Origin of the sequence: Phyllobacterium bourgognense, assembly GCF_003337575.1 — a bacterium.
GTDB classification, from domain to species: domain Bacteria; phylum Pseudomonadota; class Alphaproteobacteria; order Rhizobiales; family Rhizobiaceae; genus Phyllobacterium; species Phyllobacterium bourgognense.
In genome coordinates, this window is the sequence record NZ_QPJM01000001.1 from 237066 (window position 1) to 256993 (window position 19928).

The window sequence follows — 19928 nt, forward strand, 5'->3', positions numbered from 1 at the left end:
CATGGCAAAGACCAACCGCATCTCTTTCCAGGGTGAACCTGGCGCGAACTCCGACACGGCGTGCCGCGACATGTTCCCGGATATGGAACCGATGCCGTGCCCGACATTCGAGGATGCATTCAACGCCGTGGAAAGCGGTGCGGCAGATCTCGCAATGATCCCTATCGAGAATACGATCGCCGGTCGCGTCGCAGACATCCATCATCTCCTACCGGAATCTCGCCTGCACATTGTCGGCGAATACTTCCTGCCGATCCATTTTCAGCTGATGGTGTTACCGGGAACGAAACGTAACGAGATCACCTCGGTCCACAGCCATATTCATGCACTCGGCCAATGCCGAAAGTATATTCGTCAGAACGGCTGGAAGCCGGTGATTGCCGGTGATACGGCGGGAGCGGCGCGCCTCGTTGCGGAGGTCAAGGACAAGACGATGGCTGCACTGGCGCCGCGGCTTGCATCCAGTTTATACGGCCTCGATATCCTTGAAGAGGACGTGGAGGACACAGAAAACAATGTGACGCGCTTCGTGGTTTTGACCAAGACCAAGAGGTGGGCGCCGCGTAGGTCCGACGAACTCATGATGACGACCTTCGTCTTTCGTGTTCGAAATGTTCCTGCTGCGCTTTACAAGGCGATGGGCGGCTTTGCCACCAACATGGTCAACATGACGAAGCTCGAGAGCTATCAGATCGACGGCAAGTTCACCGCAACCCAGTTTTATGCCGACATCGAGGGCCATCCAGACGACAAGAATGTTGCGCATGCGCTGGACGAGCTGGAATTCTTCTCCAAGGAAGTGCGGATCCTCGGTGTTTACCCGGCCGATACGACGTTTCGCAGCGCGCAGGGTGAGGAAGAGTAAAATCTAAACCCCGCTTTGAACCCAACTGCGAATGAGGTGCGCAGCGATGGCGCCCGGTGGCGGGGTCATCAGCCCATCAGGGTGGCTGCGATCAAGCATCGCGACAACTTCCTCTCGAGAGAACCAGCGGCCGTCCTCAAGTTCGGCCCTGTCCAGCGTGAACTCGTCGGAGAGTGCCTCCGCATGGCAGCCGATCATTAGTGAATAGGGAAAGGGCCAGGGTTGGCTGGCGTGATAGAGCACGCGCCCGACCAGCAGGTTCGTTTCCTCGAAAGTCTCGCGGCGCACCGCGTTTTCGATCGTCTCGCCTGGTTCGATGAATCCCGCAAGGCAGGAATACATACCCGGGCCGAAATGCGCGCCGCGTGCCAGAAGACACTTGTCTCCGTGTACTACCATCATAATCGCAACCGGATCGGTGCGGGGGAAATGCTGTGCGTCGCAATTGGGGCAGGTGCGCCGGTAGCCTCCATCGCGCATCGCGGTTTCGGTGCCGCACCGTCCGCAGAACTTGTGATTCTCGTGCCAAGTTAGCAATGATACAGCCTGCGCCATAGCGCCAAGCTGGTCTGGCGGAATAATGCCTTGCGTATAGACGGAACGATAGTCGAAAGCCTTGATCGTTTCCGGCAAGGCTGCAAAATCGAAACCGCTGGCGGAGGCAAGGATCGGAATATCGTCCTGCATACCAAGATAGATCATCTTGTCAGAGGCAGGTAACAGTTCTGTTGCGTCCTGCAAGCTGAATAGCGCACTGCCCACGTCGCCGCCCATAACCAGCACCTGGCCGTGGCCAGTTAGCAGGATGCGTGCGTTGGCGCTGGCGAGTGCAGCGGCGACCACATCGTCATTGCGCTTTTCCGAATGACGATTGATCCTGTTTCCGGCAAAGCCGACGAAATGGCTTGGCTCCATGTCCGGAGCATCGAAGAGGCGAAAAGGCATGGATGAAACTCCGCGAGGCCTCCAGCGTGGGAAGGCAGGTACTTGAGCAATTAGATAGCCTTCAGTATTGCGTTCGCAAAGGCCTTTGCTTCTTTTTCCTCATAAGGCTCGCGCTTCCCAAAGCCCCAGACTGGTCCGGGCCAAGCAGGATCGCCGCTGTTGCGCGCAATGACATGCAGATGCAGCTGCCGGACAATATTTCCGATGGCGGCTGTGTTGATTTTTTCGCAATTGACCACGGTTTTCAGCGCCTGTGCGGCGATTCCTGCCTCGAAGGTGAGCATCGTCTGATCGAGCGGGGTCATTTCATGGATCTCGCAGATATTCGGGCGCTGTGGAACCAGGATCAGCCATGGCCAGCGGCGGTCATTCATCAGGCGCAGGTCGCAGAGACCCAGTCTCGCAATGGAAAAAGTGTCTGCTGCAAGCTTGCTATCGAGTTCGAACATCATGATTTGTGACAAATAGCAGTTTTTTCGGCTGTACGCTTGCTTTTTGCGAGCGAATTGCCGATATGAGCCTCGGGAGGTTGGTGGTGGACGAGCCACTCGCCAACCGGGTCAGGTCCGGAAGGAAGCAGCCCCAACGAGCCAGGCACGGGTCGCCGTGCCAGCCTCCCACCCTTTCTTCTTTGTCACCTTGCCTGTGTCAAAGCCGTTATCGGCATTGACGCTGTGGTGTATGGCGGTCCAAACTTGCGCGACGCGAGTAGACCAAAGCAGGAGCGGAATGAACACCATGGCAGACAGCGCCTATCGCGTGCTCGCCCGCAAATATCGCCCGCAGAATTTTGACGATCTGATCGGCCAGGAGCCGATGGTCCGTACATTGACCAATGCGTTCGAGACCGGCCGCATTGCGCAGGCATGGATGCTGACGGGCGTCCGCGGAGTCGGCAAGACGACGACTGCACGTATTCTCGCGCGCGCTCTCAACTATAAGACAGCTGACATCGACAAGCCGACGATCGATCTTTCGGTGCCGGGCGAACATTGCCAGGCGATCATGGAAGGTCGCCATGTCGACGTGATCGAGATGGATGCCGCTTCGCACACGGGTATCGACGATATCCGCGAGATCATCGAGCAGGTGCGCTATCGTCCCGTTTCTGCGCGGTACAAGGTCTACATCATCGACGAAGTGCATATGCTCTCCAATCAGGCCTTCAACGGCCTGTTGAAGACTCTCGAAGAACCACCGCCCCATGTAAAATTCATCTTTGCCACCACGGAAATCCGCAAGGTTCCGATTACTGTTTTGTCGCGTTGCCAGCGCTTTGACCTTCGCCGTATCGAGACAAGTCTCCTGATCGGGCATCTGAAGAAGATAGCCGGCCTCGAAATAATTACGGCCGACGATGCATCGCTCAGCATGATTGCCCGGGCGGGCGAAGGTTCGGTCCGCGATTCGCTCTCAATCTTCGATCAGGCCATTGCCCACGGCGCGGGCACCGTTGATGCCGAGGCCGTCCGTTCAATGCTCGGTCTTGCCGATCGGGCTCGCATCATCGACTTGTTTGAGATGCTGATGCGCGGCGACGTTGCATCTGCCTTGCGCGAATTTCGGGCGCAGTATGATGTGGGTGCAGACCCGAGCGTTGTGCTGACCGATCTTGCTGATTTCAATCATCTGGTGACGCGTATCCGCTTCACGCCCGACGTGGTCGATGACATTTCCCTATCGGAAGATGAGCGGACACGAGGCAAGGATTTTTCAGAGAAGCTTTCCATCCGGGTGCTGTCGCGCACCTGGCAGATGCTGCTCAAAGGCATAACCGAAGTCGACGATTCCAGTCGGCCCGTGCAGGCGGCGGAAATGCTGCTGATCCGGCTTGCCCATGCTGCCGACCTGCCGACGCTGGACGAGGCGTTGAAATCGCTGGACGAGGGTGGACCGCTTACCGCTCAGGCTCCGCGCAGTGATGGCCCGCGTCCCGGAAATGGCGGTGGAGCCGTGGCACGTTCTACCGACGCGATCGCTTTGGCGCGCGGTGCGATCAGCTCCAATGGTGGTGCGACCATGCGTCTGGTCGAACCTGCTGAGAGGTCCGAGCCTATCCCTCCGCCGGTAATTGAAGAGCAGGCTCCGACGGTGCCAGTCAACAGCATCGAGGATATAATCGCGCTGGCGGAAAAGCAGCGTGACATGCAGTTCAAGATCATGGTCAAGAATTGCGTGCGGCTTGTCAGCATCAGGCCCGGGCGGCTTGAAATCAATTTGACGGAAAATGCACCGAAGACGCTTTTGACGGATATGTCGCAGAGGTTGAGCGACTGGACCGGCATTCGCTGGATGGTTTCGCTGTCGCGCGAGCAGGGCACTGCGACGATCAACGAGACCGAAACTGCGAAACGCGATTCACTTTTGAGCGATGCAAGGTCAGATCCGGATGTTGCGGCTATCCTGTCGAGATTTCCGGGAGCGAAGATCATAAATGTGCGCATCGCCGCGCCAGCCGGACAAGCGGACAACGAAATCATCGAGGGTGCGGCTACCAGTGGTGATACACTGGCACCCATCGAAGAAGACGATTGAACAACAGGAGTTTTCCATGCGTGACATTATGGGCATGATGAAACAGGCCAAAGAAATGCAGGCCAAGATGGCGGCCATGCAGGAAGAGATTTCTGCTCTTGAAGCGGAAGGCCAAGCAGGGGGCGGCCTTGTAACTGTAAAGCTCTCCGGCAAAGGTGCGTTGACCGCCGTGACCATCGATCCGTCGCTGTTCAAGGAAGACGATATCGAGGTTATCGAAGACCTGATTATCGCGGCGCATAACGAGGCAAAGTCGAAAGTTGAGGCAATTATGGCGGAGAAGACTCAGGCGCTGACTGCTGGTCTGCCAATCCCGCCTGGATTCAAGCTGCCCTTTTAGTGGGCGGCAACCACAAGGTTGGTAGCAAAGCACGCAGGGTTGTGCTTTTCAGCAACGTGTTCGCTACAGTTGGTGTGCGTCCTGATTCCCTAAAGTGCTAAATTGCTCTACACCCACGCTATGTCGAAACGAATCGCCGGTCCCGAAATTGAGCGTCTGATCCAGCTCCTGGCCAAAGTGCCGGGCCTCGGGCCACGTTCGGCGCGCCGGGCCGCACTGCATCTCATCAAGAAGAAAGAAGCACTGCTGATACCGCTTGGCTCTGCCATGCAGGATGCCGCTGAAAAGGTCCGTATCTGCTCGACGTGCGGCAATGTCGATACATCTGATCCGTGCATGATCTGCACCGATCCTCGCCGCGAACGCGCCACGCTGATCGTCGTCGAGGACGTCTCCGATCTCTGGGCACTGGAGCGTGCCGGTTCAATGAATGTGCCCTATCACGTGCTCGGCGGGCGTCTGTCGCCCCTGGATGGCATCGGGCCGGACGATCTCAATATCGCGTCGCTCGTCGGGCGGGTGGCGGAAGGTGAGATCAAGGAGGTAATCCTTGCGGTCAACGCTACCGTCGAGGGCCAAACAACAGCACATTATATTACGGACCAGCTTTCAGGGCTTGATATTCGCGTCACTCGGCTCGCCCATGGCGTCCCTGTTGGCGGCGAGCTCGACTATCTCGACGAAGGAACATTGACCGCCGCGCTGCGGGCTCGAACATCGCTGTAGGGAGAACGTTTTGATCACAGGCCTGGTGAGATTTGCCATCGTATTGATTGGAGTGCTTCTGAGTTCTTCAGCGTTTGCCGTATCGAAGGCCGAGGTCGAATCACAATTTGAAATCTGGTTGGCTAATGATCTCTGGCCAGAAGCCAAGTCAAAAGGCATTTCCAAGACAGTTTTCGATCAGGCGTTCTCGGGTGTCTCGCTCAATTTTGATCTGCCGGACCTGGTAATGCCCGGTGAAAAACCGCAGACACCGAAGAAGCAAACTCAATCCGAATTCGGTTCGCCCGGCAAATACTTCAATGACAAGACGATCAATGCGGTTACGTCAGGCGGGACCGCGCGGGCCGGCCAATATTCGCGCATCTTGAAGGCAGTCGAGGCGAAATATGGCGTGCCGGGCGAGATTGTCCTAGCGATATGGGGCCGCGAAAGCGGCTATGGCAGCGTCAAAATTCCTAACAATGCCTTCACCGTGCTCGGTACCAAGGCATTCATGGCGACGCGCAAGGATATGTTCCGCGAAGAGCTTGTCGCCGCACTGGAGATCGTTCAAAGAGGATATATCGGCGCCGGTAGCATGAAAAGTTCTTGGGCGGGTGCCCTAGGCCAGCCTCAGTTCATGCCGAGTTCATATCTCGAACACGCCGTAGACTTCGATGGCGACGGCAAACGCGACATCTGGAATTCCGTACCGGACACGCTTGGTTCGATCGCGCACTACCTTGCGCAATATGGCTGGCAGAAGGGCCGTGACTGGGGTTACGAGGTCAATGTGCCGGCTAATGTCAGTTGTGCGCTGGAAGGTCCTGACCAAGGCAAGCCTTTTACGGCGTGGGAAAAGCTCGGCATTACCCGCGTCAACGGCAAGCCATTTCCTTCCAGCGAGACCAAACGTGAAGGCTTTCTGCTGTTGCCTGCGGGACGGCACGGCCCGGCTTTTATCGTGACGAAGAATTTTTATGTGATCAAGGAATACAACATGAGCGATCTCTATGCGCTGTTTATCAGCCATGTGGGGGATCGTATCGCGCACGGCGCAACGGGCTTTTCTGCCAGTTGGGGTGATATCGGCGGACTTCATCGTTCGGACATCGCAGGACTTCAGCGGGTTTTGGAAAACAAGGGCTATGATGCGGGCGGCGCGGATGGGTTTCCTGGCTTCAAGACCCGTCGCTCAATTGGTGATTGGCAGGCAAAACAGGGCATGGCGCCTACCTGCTTTCCGGACAAGGATCTGATCACAACGATCAGGTGAACTGTAGCGGCGTATCGACCGGTCTTGTACCCATTGGGCCGCAATTTACTTCCAGAGTCTTTTCGACCGCGAACGCCTGGATGGGCGAGGGCATCCTCCATAGTTAGGATTTACCGCCTCCACCCTTGTCATTCTTACCCATATGTGAAAAGATTATTCACAAGAGAAGATGTGGGAGGATGACTTATGAGATTGCAGAGGCAATGTCCACTGGCAATAGCCTTGCGGCCATGACCGATTTTGCGCCGACCGTTGGCGTCTCCTCCACGTATCCGAAAGACATGCCGGGAGACCATGCCGCGCTGCCCGTGTGGAACGCCGAGAACTGGTTTTACGAGGATTGGCCAGTGGGGCAGAAGATACGATCGTTGCGCCGGACAATAGCCGAAAGCGATAGCCACCTATTCAACATGCTGGTTACCGATCTTCACCCCTATGTGCAGGACCAGATGTTTGCCGAGAGCGAGGGTATTTTCGGCAAACGGCTTGTTGCCGGCGCTTTCGTGTTTTCTGCGGGCCTAGGGCTCGTGGCCACCAATTGCGTCAATGCTTTTTCCTATGGCTATGACAAGTTGCGTTTCATCAAGCCGGTCTTCCTCAATGACACGATCTACACGATCCGCACCAATCTGGATAAGCGCCCGCGCTACAAGGAGTTGGGCCTGATCCGTGCGAGCTATCAAGTGTACAAGAACGAGGGTGAACTCGTTCTGTATTGCGAACATTTGCAGACTGTAAAATACCAAAAGCCCGCCGATTTCGTTGGAAAGACCGAGAAATAATGACTACCGAGAATGAACTACCATTGGCTGGCCTGCTAGTCGTCGATATGAGCCAGTTCCTGTCCGGACCTTACGCTTCACTGCGCCTGATGGATCTCGGCGCTCGTGTCATCAAAATCGAGCGGCCTGATGGAGGTGACCTCTCTCGCCGGCTTTATCTGAGCGATACGGAAATCGGTGGCGACTCGACCATTTTCCATGCGATCAACCGCGCCAAGGAAAGCCTCGCGATTGACATTAAGAACGAGGCTGATCTTACAGCCCTGAAATCATTGCTCGCCAACGCCGATGTGCTGATCCAGAATTTTCGCCCCGGTGTCATCCAGCGCCTTGGTCTCGACTACGAGGCAGTGAAGGCAATCAACCCGCGTCTCGTCTATGCCAGCATTTCAGGCTATGGCGATGAAGGTCCGTGGGTTTCTCGCCCGGGCCAGGATCTGTTGGCGCAGTCCCGTTCCGGGCTGATGTGGTTGAACGGCGACGAGAGCCAAGGGCCAGTGCCGTTTGGACTGGCGGTAGGCGATATGCTGGCGGGCGCGGCGATCGTGCAGGGCATTCTCGCCTGTCTTGTCAGGCGCGGCATCACTGGCAAGGGCAGCCACATCGAGACAAGCCTGATGGAATCGCTCATCGACTTCCAGTTCGAAGTTTTGACCACACATTTGAACGATGGCCGGCGCCTGCCAAAACGTTCGGATTTCCGCAGTGCCCATGCCTATCTTTCCGCCCCCTACGGCGTCTACCACACGAAGGACAGCTATCTGGCGCTCGCGATGACCCCGCTACCGAAATTGGCAGACTTACTCTCGCTCGATGATCTGGCGCCCTACCGCGACACCCCGGCTACATGGTTCACGGCGCGCGACGAGATCAAACGCATTATCGCTGCCCGGCTCGAAACCAAGACCACCGACCATTGGCTCGCCATTCTCGAACCGGCCGATATCTGGTGTGCCAAGGTGTTGAACTGGGAGGAGCTTTTGGAAAGTGAAGGCTTCAAGGTTCTCGACATGTTGCAGACAGTGGAGCGCGACGACAATGTTTCGATACTCACTACACGTTCGCCCATTCGGGTAAACGGACTGCGCGCGAAGTGTAATCGCGCCGCGCCACGTATCGGCGAACACAGCGAGGCGATCCGTAAGGAGTTCGGCCTGTGAGCGCTATCAAACTCAAAGGCATGACATGGAGCCATCCGCGCGGCTTTGATCCGATGGTTGCCTGTTCAAAACTTTGGAAAGAACAGACCGGCATAGACATAGAATGGGAAAAGCGCTCACTACAAGATTTCGAGTCCTTTCCTGTCGAGGAACTGGCGCGGAAATATGATCTGATCGTCATCGATCATCCGCATGTCGGCCAGATCACAGCCGAAGATTGTCTTGCGCCGCTCGATGTGCCGGGGCGTGAGACAGAGCAGCAAGCGCTTTCCGCCGGAAGCGTCGGGCAGTCCTATCCAAGCTATCATTGGCAGGGGAGGCAATGGGCGTTTCCGATCGATACCGCGACGCACGTTTGTGCGTGGCGGCCCGACCTGCTCGAAGATTCGCCAGCAAGCTGGGACGAGGTAATGGGTCTGGCCAAGGCGGGCAGGGTCCTGTTACCGCTGCGTCCTCCCCACTCGCTGATGACGTTTTATACGTTAAGCGGCAATGTTGGCTCGCCTTGTGCGGTCACGGGGGAACTGATTGATCTCGAAAGTGGAATTCGTACTTTCGGAATGATGCGTGAAATTGTTGCATTGATTGATCCCGCCTGCTTCGAAATGGATCCCATTGCGGCGCTGGAGAAGATGAGCGAGGCCGGTTCGTACATTGCCTGCGCGCCGTTGATCTATGGCTACGTCAATTATGCCATCGATGGTTTCAGGCCCAATCTCGTCGCCTTTGCTGATATTCCCGCCGCGGGTGATGGCGGTCCTGCGGGTTCGGCGCTAGGGGGCACAGGCATCGGTGTATCGGCATTTTCAACAAACCGCACCGCAGCTATCGATTTTGCTTACTGGATTTCCAGCGGCGACGTACAGCGTGGACCGTACGCGTCAGCGGGAGGTCAACCGGCACACGCGGACGCTTGGGAAGACGAAACTGTTAACAAGGCGACGACAAGCTTCTACGCAGCAACGCGCAAGACGCTTGAGGCTGCCTGGGTGCGCCCACGCCATAAGGGTTATATGGATTTTCAAGAAGCCGCGTCAGATCGACTCAATGCGGGCCTTTTGCACCGCCACGCTGCGCCGAACGTCATCGACGATCTGAACGCGCTATTTCGACAAAGTTTTGCCGGATAAAAGATTAGTGCCGGCGCATTTGACCTGCGCGGCCCCATCGTCCAGGGCAAATGCCGATACCTTGCTGGCATTCGGGCGGATTGATTTGGGTTGGTTCGGGCTTGCGTGGCGTCCACGTTGCGTAGGAACCGCACCCGGCCAAAACAAAGCTGCTGAACAAGAGTATAGCAGCCACGACGAATTTCATTTTCCGACCCCCGCCTGCAATCTCCACTGCGAACTGATGTGCCGGAATCATCGATGAAAGTCAAAGTTGTAGCAGCTGCTGATACCTGGCTAGAGCGATCTGTCCTACGCAAAGCGCTTCTGCTGATCGATCTCTCCGCCACGGACGCTCGGATGCGAGTTAATCGCGATTATGACTGCAAGAGCCGCCAGCGAATTGACATCACGATTGCCACGGTTGAAGGCGGTCATCACGGTTTCCGCTATGACTTTCGCGGTATCCTCCGAGCTTGATTTCACCACAAGCGTTGCAGCTGCCTTGTTGTAGGCAGCTTGCATGACGTTCCAGTCATCCTGGGAGTAGATCGGCTTTGAAGGATTATCGAAAGGCATGGACCTGCTCCTTTCCCTTGGACGAAACGAACCCCGGCGAAACGGAGAAAATAGCTTCGCAAATGTGGCGTGGCAAATCGAAAAGAATTTACCGGCAGCTGAAACGGCTTACCGCAGCGCAATATGCTGAAGTCCGCCCTCAAATGTGGCAAACGAGAAATCTTCCGCTAGATAGTCGGCTCTGTTTCCGATCTTTCCCTGACAGCCCGCGACAAACGCGACCAGCGCTGACTGAACCAAGGGGTTACCAGCGATATTTTCTTGAAGCGTTGACTGGCAAAGGATGGATCGTGTTCCTCGAAGGTCCAGACTTTGAAGTTTGTCAATTCATGCGGTCCGAACGTGTGGATCAATGGGATATCGGCAGCATCCCGGCCGCGCGCCACGACAATCCGCCCGATGCGACGCTGATTGTGCCGGGCGTCGAATGTGTGCCATCTACCGCCGAGATAGACCTCGAACCAGGCGTTGAAGTCCATTGGCGCCGGATCAGCCGGAACGCCGATATCGCCTAAATAGCCGTTCACATAGCGTGCGGGAATATTCATACAGCGGCAGAAAGCGACAGCCAGATGCGCGAAATCACGGCAAACGCCGACGCGCTCCTCATGTGCTTGCGCCGCCGTGCGCGTTGATCTGGCAAAACCATAGCTGAAGGTCAGTCGCTGGTTGACATAATCAGTTATCGCCTGAACGCGCGACCAGCCGGGTTTGACGTGTCCGAAGAGGCTCCATGCCAGATTGCTCAACTCGTCGGTCTCGCAATAGCGGCTCGCCGACAGATAGGCCAAGCACTCGGTCGGCAACCGGTCGACACCCACCTCGGTTGCATCTTCATCTATCGGGTCGGGGAGGCCGTCATCCTTGACGACTGCGTCATACTTCAACGAGAGGTTGCCCGCAGGAGCCAGGAGACGGATGCAACTGTTTCCGAAAAGATCGCGAAACGTTTCAAGCTTTGTGTCAGGGGTAGCGGTCGGACCGCGCTCGCATTGGATGTCCGACATGCGTTCCGATTCCAGGTTGAGATAGGTCGTCATAGGGGTCGGCTGGTTACAGCGAATTGCTATCTCGTAACCGATACGGATCAACATATGCATATCCTCTAAGGTTTAGAGAAGAACGCTGCGATCCGGTACAGGTTCCCCGGCTGTAAATTTTAATGGATGTCGGGCCTCGCCGTGCGATTCAGCATTTGTTGACTATAGAGCCATAGAATTTGAAACAAATGCGCCGGACGGAAGTTACGTCCGGAAGATGTGCGGTCAGATTGTGGCGGTGCACAGGAGTGATTGGAATGGTGATGGCTGCAAAACATCCAGGTTCCCGCCCTCGCGCAGCGGACGTACTGCGAGAACAGGTCGTTCGCTCGGACTTCCGCCATGTGGTCAAGACAGCTCGTCCGTCAGAAACGGACAGGAAGATTCCGAAATTGTTGCAGGACATGCTGGAGAGGCTCGACGAGGCGGAAAAAGTCTGGAAGAAAACTCGCTGATCTTATTGCGCTCTAGTTTGTGACCTGCAGGAGGTTGTTTTGGTAATGCCCCACGCGTTTCGATTTCGCATGGTTGACGAAACTGCCGAAGGACAGTGCGAAGGCGACGAAAATCACGAAAATGATACCAAGACGCTGAACGAGCATGACAGATACCCCAGTGGATTTTCCTGAGGATATCGCTGTCGATCTGAACGGCGACTGAACCCGGTGTTCACCCGGCATTCCAAATAATTACCCAATTCTTGCATCCAACCTTGAAAGAGCCGGGTGACGCAGCATCCGCCCTGATCTATGCTACAGCTATGACCAAAGCTTTCGACGCGATCATAGTCGGTGCAGGGCAGGCCGGACCATCTCTGGCGGGCCGGCTCACGGACTCTGGCATGAAAGTGCTTATGGTCGAGCGCAAACTATTCGGAGGGACCTGCGTCAACACAGGATGTATGCCGACGAAGACGCTGGTCGCGAGTGCCTATGCTGCACATCTTGCCCGGCGTGGTGCTGATTTTGGCATCGAGACGGGTGGGCCGGTCCAAATCAATATGAAGCGGGTCAAGCAGCGCGCCGACACCGTGTCCTTTAATGCCCGCACCGGGGTCGAGAGATTCTTGCGCGGCATGGGTGGCTGCACGGTTGTTCAGGGTCATGCCCGCTTCACCGGAGCAAGTGAAATCGATATCGATGGCGCGGCCTTCACCGCACCCCGAATTTTCCTCAATCTTGGTGGCCGCGCCAATGTGCCGGACATGCCCGGCATCGGAGACGTAGAATTTCTCACGAACACATCCATTCTCGGTCTCGATGAGGTACCCAAGCACCTAGTTGTCGTTGGCGGCAGCTATATAGGCCTCGAATTTGCGCAAATGTATCGCCGGTTTGGCGCGGACGTGACCATTGTTGAAAAGGGTCCAAGGCTGATTTCACGCGAGGACGAGGACGTATCCCAAGCGATCAAGGAAATTCTCGAAGGCGAGGGAATTGCAGTTCGCCTTAATGCGGAATGTATATCGTTCAAACAGCACGCCGAAGGCGTGGAAGTCGGTGTCGATTGCACTGCCGGCTCACCAAGCGTTGTCGGCTCGCATGTGCTGCTGGCGATAGGACGGCGGCCTAATACTGACGATCTCGGTGTCGACAAGGCAGGTATTGAGCTCGATGAGCGCGGCTATATCAAAGTAGATGATCAGCTGGAGACAAACGTTCCTGGCATCTGGGCGCTGGGCGATTGCAACGGGCGCGGTGCCTTCACTCACACGGCCTATAATGATTTCGAGATCGTTGCGGCAAATCTCCTTGACGGAGAGAACCGCAAAGTGACCGATCGCATCCTCGGCTATGCGCTCTATATCGATCCGCCGCTCGGGCGGGTGGGCCTGACCGAAGCGCAGGCACGCAAGACTGGGCGGCCATTGCTGATTTCCAAAAGGCCGATGACCCGCGTTGGTCGCGCAGTGGAAAAGGACGAAACGCAAGGCTTCATGAAAGTCGTAGTGGACGCACAGACGCAAAAGATACTCGGTGCCGCCATACTCGGGACGGGCGGCGACGAGGCAATCCACGGTTTTCTCGATATCATGAATGTGGATGCGACCTATCCGCAATTGAAATGGGCTGTTCCCATACACCCCACGGTCTCTGAGCTAATTCCGACGCTCCTGGGCGACGTCAAGGAAGTAAAATGACGTGCAAGCTTATTCCATCACGGCCGTGTGATCCGCAGGAGCGGCGTTCGACGCGGGCTTGCGCAGCAGCATGACCAGCGGGATCGATACCAGCGACATGATCATCAACAGCTTGAAATCGTCCATATAGGCGATGATCGTCGCCTGGTTTGTTATCATCCCGTCCAGCGCGGCGCGGCCCGCGGCCTTCATGGGATCGAGATTTTGCATCACTGCCGGCGCGTTGAATGCGTGGTTGAACGGCGTGACATAGGCGGCGATCGACGAATGATTGCTTTGCACATTCTCGGTGATGAGCGCGGTAACAACAGCGATGCCAACGCTCGATCCGATGTTGCGCGAGAGATTGTAGAGGCCGGTGCCTTCGCCGCGCATCGACGCGGGGAGGGTGGCAAAGGCGATGGTCGTAAGCGGCACGAACAGGAAGCCGAGACCGGCGCCCTGGATGAATCCCACATAGACGATGGTCCACTGCGACACGTCGGGCGTCCAGCCGGTCATGTCATACATGGCCCATGCGGTCAGGCTGAAGCCAAGGAACAGCAAAAACCGTGTATCGACCTTGCCGATCAGTCTGCCGACTATAAACATGCAGACCATGGTACCGACGCCGCGTGGCCCCATGACGATACCGGCAGTGACGACGGGATAGCCCATCAGCGTCTGCAGATAGGGCGTCATCAAGGCGAGCGACGCAAGATAGGTGACGCCTATGACGAAGATAAAGAACATGCTGACCGAAAAGTTGCGGTCGAGGAAGAGCCGAGGATTGACGAAAGATTTCTTCGCGGTGAACGTGTGCACAAGAAAGAGATAGAAGGCGCCGGCGCAGATTAACGCTTCGATCTGGATTTCAGCGGAAGAAAACCAGTCGAGCTGTTCGCCGCGGTCAAGGAAGAGCTGCAGTGTTGCGATGGCAAGGCTCAGAGTTCCGAAGCCGAACCAGTCGAGCTTTGCGCTCACCTCTTTCGTTGTTTCGGAAACGAAGGCTACAATACCGAAGAACGCCAGCATGCCGATCGGCACATTGATATAGAATACCCAGCGCCAGCTGATATGGTCGGTGAGCCAGCCGCCGATAACCGGTCCGAGCACTGGGCCGACCATCACCGATACGCCGAAAAGTGCCATGGCCCTGCCGCGATCTTCCACCGAATAGATGTCGAGCAGAATACCCTGCGACAACGGCACGAGCGATGCACCGAAGAGGCCCTGCATCAGCCGGAAGACGACGATTTGCGGCAAGGACTGGGCGAGGCCACACAGGACCGAAGCGGCAACAAAGCCGACAATGGCGGTCAGAAGGACGTTTTTGCGGCCGAAGCGAGCGGCAAGAAAGCCCGACGGCGGCGTCATGATGGCCGCGGCGACGATATAGGAGGTGAGGACCCAGTTGATCTGATCAGCGCTCGCCGAAACGCTGCCCTGGATATAGGGTAGCGCCACATTGGCGATCGTCGTGTCGAGCGCCTGCATGATCACCGCAAGGATGACGCAGGCGGTTATCGCGCCGCGGTTGGCGATAACGGGCGCGGCGCCGGGAATTGCGATGATATTAGACATGATCCTTGCTGCCGAAAAGACCGACGACGTCTGTCATGAAAGATGGGAGGCCGCGGGCATGGCCTGTATCGACACCTACGGTGACACTCATGCCCACCCGCAGTGGCGGCTTGCCCGCCATGTCATCTATGCTGACGAGCATGGGAATGCGCTGGACGACCTTCACCCAGTTGCCGGTGGTGTTCTGGGCAGGCAGCAGCGAAAAGCTGGAGCCGGAAGCCGGGCTGATGCTGGAGACTGTGCCCTTCCACGTCACGTCCGGATAGGTATCGACGCTGATGGCGACTGTCTGGCCGGGGCGCACATAGGTGAGCTCGGTCTCTTTCGGGCTCGCAGCGATCCACATATGCGTTGTCGAGACGAGACTGAAACCGGCCTGCGACGCTTGAAGATATGCGCCGGTCTGCAGAGAGCTGACATTGGTGACGATGCCGTCAAACGGGGCACGGACAACCGTGTGGTCGAGATTGCGCTGGGCATTGTCGACAGCGGATTGCTGCTGCAGATAAGAAGGGTTTTGTTCAACGGGTTGATCTGCGTTTCCGCCAAGCTGCGCTAGCGTTGCCGCAGCTTCTGCCTTGGCGACGTCGACCTTTTGCTGGGCCGCGTCGAGATCGTGCTTGGCCTGATCATAGGTCGCGCGGGACGCGAAGGAGCTTGCATTCAGGTCCTGCTGGCGCTGCAACGACTTTTCGAAAAAAGGAATATCGGCTTCAGCCTGGGTTATCTCTGCAAGCGATTGCTTGTAACTCGCTTCAAGATTGAGAATTTGATTGCGAACGACGCCGAGTTGCGCCTTCGCTCCGGCAAGCGCGATGGCATAAGGAGACGCATCTAGACGGAACAGCACATCGCCCTGCTTGACCTGCTGATTGTCGCGGACATCCACCGACTGCACGATACCGGACACATCGGTGGAAACACCGACCATGTCGGCTTGGATATAGGCGTTGTCGGTCGACATGACCTGACCGCCAGTCGCATAAAAATAGCCGCCAACGATCAAAAGAAGCGGTAAAAGCCCAAACAGCAGCGGACGCTTCAGGCTGCGCCGTGTGCGCGCCGGCGCGGGAGCCGCAGGGGGCGTCGTTTCCTTGGCCACAGGTACGGCAGGCGCCGTTTCGATGGTCGTATCGGGCTTTTCCATTACTGGGTCATTGTCCGAATGGGCAGGTATCCGCAGGGAAGGTGAACCGTCAGCCATGATTTTTCTCTCTGTCCTCGACCGGCGTCTGGCATGCGTCGATCAAATTTGTCTTCATAAGGGTCAGTGTTCGAATGAGATGTTCGCGATCTGCATCCGGGACATCGGCGAGCGCTTCGGAGCGGGTAAGATCTGCAACACGGCGAATGCCATCGAGGAGCGGTCTTGCCTCTTCACGGGAGAACAGCAACCGGATGCGGCGGTCAGTGGGATGCCTGCGGCGCTCGATCAGGCCGCGCTCCTCAAGCTTGTCGAGGATACGGACCAGGGTGATTGGCTCGACCTCCAAAAGCTCGGCCAGCCCCGCCTGGTGGATTCCCTCGTTTTTGGAGAGATATGCCAGCGTTTGCCATTGCGACCGCGTAAGGCCCAAATCCTTTGCGCGCTGTTCGAAACGCTTGCGCAACAGGCGTGCGACCTCGTGCAGCAGAAAGCTCAGTGTCGGTGCATTGTCCATGAGGGATATGTAAACTCGTAAGGATGCTTATAACAGTCATGCATATAGCAAGGGTGCTGGGAGATTTAAAGGCGACAGCTTGCCTCAGGCAGAAAAAAACTGCGCCAGGCCTTCAATAAATCGTGAAGAAATCCAGGGTTAGGTCAACGGAGTTGATTCAATCCTTGCGAGGCAGGAACGTCTGTTCGTATCCGCTGATGAATCTGTCAAAAAGCGTTGCGAACGCTTCTACATCCGCGGGGGGCCAGTCTTTGACGACCTTCTGTACGATAGCGAGCTTCTGGGCCTTGATTTCCGCGACCAGCTTCCGCCCCAGAGCCGTGATAACAACCACGATACGTCGCGCATCAGCTTGGGAGGCTTTGCGGCGCAGGACTCCTCGTGTGACCATTTCCGCAACGATGCGGCTAGCCCGGGAGGGATCGATGCGCAAAATTTCGGCGATCGCACCAACGGTCACTTCGCCGGCTGTTTCCGCTCGTCTCACGGCGTCAAGGACGTCGAGGTGCGAGAGTTCCAGGCCAGGCGCAACGTTTTGAACTGCGAGGCGGCCAATCAGGCGTCTGCCGACCAACAGGCGCATCCGGGTCATTACCTGACCGATATGCACGATCTCTTCATGGTAGCTCTGATTGTCGGCTTCACGTTTACGTGTCGTCATGGCACCTGTCATATTTCTGAACGCACTGATACTTCAAGGCATCCAAATATGCAAATAGCATTACAGTGCTGTTGACAATTATATGCTAACAGCACACTTATCTCTTTAGTGAAGTTCGGATATCCTGCTCAATGGACATGCATGCACCACCCGCGCCGCTCGTGACGGACCACCGTTTGCGGCTTATCATCTTCTTTTTCCTGAGTTCGGCCATGTTCATGGCGACACTCGACAACCAGATCGTCTCGACTGCTTTGCCAACAATCGTCGGTGAGTTCGGCCATCTGGAACGCTTCGGCTGGATCGGATCCTCATATCTGCTTGCGTCGAGTGCTGTCATGCCGATCTACGGCAAGCTGGGCGATCTCTTCGGGCGCAAATATGTGATGATGACCGCCATTGCGATATTCACCATCGGATCAGCCGTGTGCGGTCTCGCCGTGTCGATGAATACGCTGATCGCTGCACGGGTGCTGCAAGGCCTCGGCGGCGGCGGTATCATGGTATCGATCTTCTCCATCAATGCCGATCTTTTCGAACCGCGAGAACGGGCACGGTACCAGAGTTATTCAAGCCTTGTCCTCATGGCTTCCGGCGCAATCGGTCCGGTACTCGGCGGCACAATGAGCGATCTTTTCGGCTGGCGATCGATTTTTCTGGTCAACATTCCGGTCGGGATTATTGTCCTGACCGGCCTGTTCACGATGCTTCCCTACCGCAAGCCTGAGCGAAAGCCAAAGATCGACTATGCAGGCGCAATATTGCTGGCCCTGACCACAAGCAGCATCGTCCTCGTGGCAGACAGCTCAGAGCTGTTCGGTTCGATAGTATCGGTCCAGAGTGTTGGTATCATTGCATTCGGCATCGTGTGCGCCACGAGTTGGGTGTTCGTTGAACGTCGCGCAGTGGAGCCCATCGTCCCGCCAACGCTTTTCCGGAATCCGACTTTCTCGTTGCTACTTGTGATCTCGATCACCAGCGGTGCGATCGCTATCGGCATGGTCAATTATTTCGCACTTTTCCTCCAGACTACAACGGGTCTGTCGCCCTCACAGGCGGGCGTTTTTTTCATCCTTTTGACCGGAGGTATCGTTTGTGGATCTCTGCTGGGAGGGAGGCTGATCTCGACGACGGGTCGTTACAAACCCCAATCCATAGCCAGTCTTTCTTTGAGCTTCCTCGCCTTCATGTTGTTCACTAAGGTCCAGGCAGGAACGCCGGTGTTTCTCATAGGCATCCTGATGGCCATGCACGGCATCGGCATCGGACTTGGACAACAGGTTCCGGTAATCGGCGTGCAGAACGCAGCAGACAGCCGGGACGTCGGGGCAGCGACAGGGGCGGTGACACTTTCTCGCATGGGCGGAGCGTCTATCGCCATTTCCATCTATGGCGCGATCGTTGCAGCAAACCTGTCCCGTGTCGGCGTCACCATCCCTGGGGTTAGTAACATTGAGCAATTGACGCCGAAAATGCTGGGTGCGTTGCCGGAGGCGGCACGACAAGCGGTTGCCGATAGTTATGCTGCAGCGTTCACGCCGCTTTTCCTGACCTCGGCAGGCTTTGCCATCACTGGATTGCTAGCGGCGTTCATGCTCAAACCTGTACTGCTACCGATTGCAGGAGCTGTGAAACCGAATGCAGCTGAATAGCTAGTGAAGTGGTGCCGCATAGGTGACTCGAACACCTGACCCCATCATTACGAATGATGTGCTCTACCAACTGAGCTAATGCGGCAGGAAAAGAACTTCCCGATCCTTGAAAGCGGCCATCTTGATGTGCCGGCGGATGTCGCGCCTGATACCTTCATTGTGCTGCAAATGCAAGCCTAGAGATGCGTGCGTGCCGTCAAAATGCCGGTCGCCAATCACCCCTGATCCTCACAGGATCGCCAAATTAGAATTTTTCTATTTTGACGATAGACAAGTGCGAAAGAGCGGTTAATCTTCTCTTTACCACATGACGCCCGGAAGAGGCACCTGCGTCAACGTTCTGGGAGGAACCTATGGCCAAAGTGGAACTGTTCGTAAATGGGCGTGCCGTCACAGGCGAGGCCGAAGACCGCACACTGCTTGTACACTTCCTGCGTGAAACTCTCGGGTTAACCGGGACTCATGTCGGGTGTGACACCTCGCAATGCGGTGCATGTGTCGTTCATGTCGATGGCAGGGCGGTCAAGTCGTGCACAATGCTGGCGGCCCAGGCCTCCGGCTCGACGATAACGACGATCGAGGGCCTTGGCTCCAGTGGAGAACTGCATCCGCTTCAGGTTGCGTTTCGGGAAAATCATGCGCTTCAATGCGGGTTCTGCACGCCTGGCATGATTATGACTTCGGTCGATATGATACGGCGACACCCAAACGGGCTCGATGAATCGACAGTGCGGGATGAACTCGAAGGCAATATTTGCCGCTGTACCGGCTATCACAACATCGTCAAGGCCGTGCTCGACGCATCGGACAAAATGGGCAAGGGCGCCGTCAAGGCTGCCTGATCATCTGATTTCAGTTCCGCAGCCGGTGCCTTGAAGATCAACTTTTTCCAGGCAAACGCGCTCGCGACAGGGA

At 56.4% G+C, this 19928-nt stretch carries 21 protein-coding genes, 1 tRNA gene and 1 other RNA gene; 13 read left to right on the forward strand and 10 right to left on the reverse strand.

Going from position 1 to position 19928, the window contains the following annotated elements; all coding sequences use genetic code 11:
* The first annotated feature begins 1 nt into the window (after position 1).
* Complete coding sequence (locus C7476_RS01170; RefSeq protein ID WP_181872310.1) at positions 2-865, forward strand: prephenate dehydratase; 864 nt, start codon at positions 2-4, stop codon at positions 863-865.
* Positions 866-868: 3 nt separating this feature from the next.
* On the opposite strand, the gene nudC is transcribed toward C7476_RS01170, so the two are convergent.
* The gene (gene nudC, locus C7476_RS01175) at positions 869-1810 is read right to left on the reverse strand and encodes an NAD(+) diphosphatase (RefSeq protein ID WP_114428083.1); all 942 of its coding nucleotides are present in this window, start codon (positions 1808-1810) and stop codon (positions 869-871) included.
* A 50-nt stretch (positions 1811-1860) separates the two neighbouring features.
* Positions 1861-2265 carry an HIT domain-containing protein gene (locus C7476_RS01180; protein ID WP_114428524.1) on the reverse strand — a complete coding sequence of 135 codons (405 nt, stop codon included), beginning with the start codon at positions 2263-2265 and terminating at the stop codon, positions 1861-1863.
* Positions 2266-2334: 69 nt separating this feature from the next.
* On the opposite strand from C7476_RS01180, the gene ffs reads away from it, so the two are divergent.
* The 8 genes from ffs to C7476_RS01220 all read left to right on the forward strand — a co-directional run bounded on the left by ffs (position 2335) and on the right by C7476_RS01220 (position 9738).
* An RNA gene (gene ffs / locus C7476_RS01185) (signal recognition particle sRNA small type) lies at positions 2335-2431 on the forward strand.
* Positions 2432-2491: 60 nt separating this feature from the next.
* On the forward strand, positions 2492-4345 hold the full coding sequence (locus C7476_RS01190) for a DNA polymerase III subunit gamma/tau (protein WP_114428084.1): 1854 nt from the start codon (positions 2492-2494) through the stop codon (positions 4343-4345).
* Between the two features lie 16 nt (positions 4346-4361).
* Positions 4362-4685 (forward strand): YbaB/EbfC family nucleoid-associated protein, encoded by a 324-nt coding sequence (locus C7476_RS01195; RefSeq protein ID WP_114428085.1) that lies wholly within the window; start codon positions 4362-4364, stop codon positions 4683-4685.
* Between the two features lie 120 nt (positions 4686-4805).
* Positions 4806-5411 (forward strand): recombination mediator RecR, encoded by a 606-nt coding sequence (gene recR / locus C7476_RS01200; RefSeq protein ID WP_114428086.1) that lies wholly within the window; start codon positions 4806-4808, stop codon positions 5409-5411.
* 10 nt (positions 5412-5421) lie between these two features.
* A complete protein-coding gene (locus tag C7476_RS01205; protein ID WP_114428087.1) occupies positions 5422-6666 on the forward strand; it encodes a lytic murein transglycosylase in 1245 nt (414 codons plus the stop codon).
* A gap of 230 nt (positions 6667-6896) precedes the next feature.
* Positions 6897-7448 carry a MaoC family dehydratase gene (locus C7476_RS01210; RefSeq protein WP_114428525.1) on the forward strand — a complete coding sequence of 184 codons (552 nt, stop codon included), beginning with the start codon at positions 6897-6899 and terminating at the stop codon, positions 7446-7448.
* Positions 7448-8608, forward strand: a complete 1161-nt coding sequence (locus tag C7476_RS01215; protein WP_114428088.1) for a CaiB/BaiF CoA transferase family protein — start codon at positions 7448-7450, stop codon at positions 8606-8608. Before C7476_RS01210 ends, C7476_RS01215 begins: the two co-directional genes overlap by 1 nt.
* Positions 8605-9738: an extracellular solute-binding protein gene (locus C7476_RS01220; protein WP_245426005.1), complete on the forward strand. Its 1134-nt coding sequence runs from the start codon at positions 8605-8607 to the stop codon at positions 9736-9738. Before C7476_RS01215 ends, C7476_RS01220 begins: the two co-directional genes overlap by 4 nt.
* A gap of 291 nt (positions 9739-10029) precedes the next feature.
* Here the strand turns inward: C7476_RS01220 and C7476_RS01225 are convergent, their stop codons facing one another.
* Both C7476_RS01225 and C7476_RS01230 read right to left on the reverse strand, forming a co-directional pair.
* Positions 10030-10296 (reverse strand): hypothetical protein, encoded by a 267-nt coding sequence (locus C7476_RS01225; protein WP_114428089.1) that lies wholly within the window; start codon positions 10294-10296, stop codon positions 10030-10032.
* 167 nt (positions 10297-10463) lie between these two features.
* The gene (locus C7476_RS01230) at positions 10464-11390 is read right to left on the reverse strand and encodes a transglutaminase-like domain-containing protein (protein WP_114428090.1); all 927 of its coding nucleotides are present in this window, start codon (positions 11388-11390) and stop codon (positions 10464-10466) included.
* Positions 11391-11593: 203 nt separating this feature from the next.
* Here C7476_RS01230 and C7476_RS01235 point away from each other — a divergent pair, with 203 nt between their 5' ends.
* Positions 11594-11791, forward strand: a complete 198-nt coding sequence (locus C7476_RS01235) for a hypothetical protein (RefSeq protein WP_114428091.1) — start codon at positions 11594-11596, stop codon at positions 11789-11791.
* Positions 11792-11803: 12 nt separating this feature from the next.
* Here the strand turns inward: C7476_RS01235 and C7476_RS29055 are convergent, their stop codons facing one another.
* Positions 11804-11938 (reverse strand): hypothetical protein, encoded by a 135-nt coding sequence (locus tag C7476_RS29055; protein WP_281032663.1) that lies wholly within the window; start codon positions 11936-11938, stop codon positions 11804-11806.
* Positions 11939-12096: 158 nt separating this feature from the next.
* On the opposite strand from C7476_RS29055, the gene C7476_RS01240 reads away from it, so the two are divergent.
* Positions 12097-13476: an FAD-containing oxidoreductase gene (locus C7476_RS01240; protein WP_114428092.1), complete on the forward strand. Its 1380-nt coding sequence runs from the start codon at positions 12097-12099 to the stop codon at positions 13474-13476.
* A gap of 9 nt (positions 13477-13485) precedes the next feature.
* Here C7476_RS01240 and C7476_RS01245 read toward each other — a convergent pair whose 3' ends face one another.
* From C7476_RS01245 to C7476_RS01260, 4 genes are all read right to left on the reverse strand, one after another.
* Entirely contained in the window at positions 13486-15039 is a 1554-nt protein-coding gene (locus C7476_RS01245) for a DHA2 family efflux MFS transporter permease subunit (RefSeq protein WP_114428093.1), read from the reverse strand.
* Entirely contained in the window at positions 15032-16243 is a 1212-nt protein-coding gene (locus C7476_RS01250; protein ID WP_114428094.1) for an HlyD family secretion protein, read from the reverse strand. Before C7476_RS01250 ends, C7476_RS01245 begins: the two co-directional genes overlap by 8 nt.
* Positions 16236-16700: a MarR family winged helix-turn-helix transcriptional regulator gene (locus C7476_RS01255; RefSeq protein ID WP_114428095.1), complete on the reverse strand. Its 465-nt coding sequence runs from the start codon at positions 16698-16700 to the stop codon at positions 16236-16238. Before C7476_RS01255 ends, C7476_RS01250 begins: the two co-directional genes overlap by 8 nt.
* Positions 16701-16857: 157 nt before the next feature.
* A complete protein-coding gene (locus tag C7476_RS01260; protein ID WP_245426008.1) occupies positions 16858-17361 on the reverse strand; it encodes a MarR family winged helix-turn-helix transcriptional regulator in 504 nt (167 codons plus the stop codon).
* A 131-nt stretch (positions 17362-17492) separates the two neighbouring features.
* Between C7476_RS01260 and C7476_RS01265 the strand changes: the two genes are divergently transcribed.
* Entirely contained in the window at positions 17493-19013 is a 1521-nt protein-coding gene (locus tag C7476_RS01265; protein WP_114428097.1) for an MDR family MFS transporter, read from the forward strand.
* Between the two features lie 9 nt (positions 19014-19022).
* On the opposite strand, the gene C7476_RS01270 is transcribed toward C7476_RS01265, so the two are convergent.
* Positions 19023-19098, reverse strand: a tRNA-Thr gene (locus C7476_RS01270).
* Between the two features lie 268 nt (positions 19099-19366).
* On the opposite strand from C7476_RS01270, the gene C7476_RS01275 reads away from it, so the two are divergent.
* Entirely contained in the window at positions 19367-19855 is a 489-nt protein-coding gene (locus tag C7476_RS01275) for a (2Fe-2S)-binding protein (protein ID WP_114428098.1), read from the forward strand.
* The last annotated feature ends 73 nt before the right edge of the window (positions 19856-19928 follow it).

Bases quoted from the DNA above. Each gene is read 5' to 3' on its own strand.
- C7476_RS01170 (WP_181872310.1), top strand. From the start codon at position 2: ATGGCAAAGACCAACCGCATCTCTTTCCAGGGTGAACCTGGCGCGAAC.
- nudC (WP_114428083.1), bottom strand. From the start codon at position 1,810: ATGCCTTTTCGCCTCTTCGATGCTCCGGACATGGAGCCAAGCCATTTC.
- C7476_RS01190 (WP_114428084.1), top strand. From the start codon at position 2,492: ATGGCGGTCCAAACTTGCGCGACGCGAGTAGACCAAAGCAGGAGCGGA.
- C7476_RS01195 (WP_114428085.1), top strand. From the start codon at position 4,362: ATGCGTGACATTATGGGCATGATGAAACAGGCCAAAGAAATGCAGGCC.
- recR (WP_114428086.1), top strand. From the start codon at position 4,806: ATGTCGAAACGAATCGCCGGTCCCGAAATTGAGCGTCTGATCCAGCTC.
- C7476_RS01210 (WP_114428525.1), top strand. From the start codon at position 6,897: ATGACCGATTTTGCGCCGACCGTTGGCGTCTCCTCCACGTATCCGAAA.
- C7476_RS01215 (WP_114428088.1), top strand. From the start codon at position 7,448: ATGACTACCGAGAATGAACTACCATTGGCTGGCCTGCTAGTCGTCGAT.
- C7476_RS01225 (WP_114428089.1), bottom strand. From the start codon at position 10,296: ATGCCTTTCGATAATCCTTCAAAGCCGATCTACTCCCAGGATGACTGG.
- C7476_RS01230 (WP_114428090.1), bottom strand. From the start codon at position 11,390: ATGTTGATCCGTATCGGTTACGAGATAGCAATTCGCTGTAACCAGCCG.
- C7476_RS01235 (WP_114428091.1), top strand. From the start codon at position 11,594: ATGGTGATGGCTGCAAAACATCCAGGTTCCCGCCCTCGCGCAGCGGAC.
- C7476_RS29055 (WP_281032663.1), bottom strand. From the start codon at position 11,938: ATGCTCGTTCAGCGTCTTGGTATCATTTTCGTGATTTTCGTCGCCTTC.
- C7476_RS01240 (WP_114428092.1), top strand. From the start codon at position 12,097: ATGACCAAAGCTTTCGACGCGATCATAGTCGGTGCAGGGCAGGCCGGA.
- C7476_RS01245 (WP_114428093.1), bottom strand. From the start codon at position 15,039: ATGTCTAATATCATCGCAATTCCCGGCGCCGCGCCCGTTATCGCCAAC.
- C7476_RS01250 (WP_114428094.1), bottom strand. From the start codon at position 16,243: ATGGCTGACGGTTCACCTTCCCTGCGGATACCTGCCCATTCGGACAAT.
- C7476_RS01255 (WP_114428095.1), bottom strand. From the start codon at position 16,700: ATGGACAATGCACCGACACTGAGCTTTCTGCTGCACGAGGTCGCACGC.
- C7476_RS01260 (WP_245426008.1), bottom strand. From the start codon at position 17,361: ATGACGACACGTAAACGTGAAGCCGACAATCAGAGCTACCATGAAGAG.
- C7476_RS01265 (WP_114428097.1), top strand. From the start codon at position 17,493: ATGGACATGCATGCACCACCCGCGCCGCTCGTGACGGACCACCGTTTG.
- C7476_RS01275 (WP_114428098.1), top strand. From the start codon at position 19,367: ATGGCCAAAGTGGAACTGTTCGTAAATGGGCGTGCCGTCACAGGCGAG.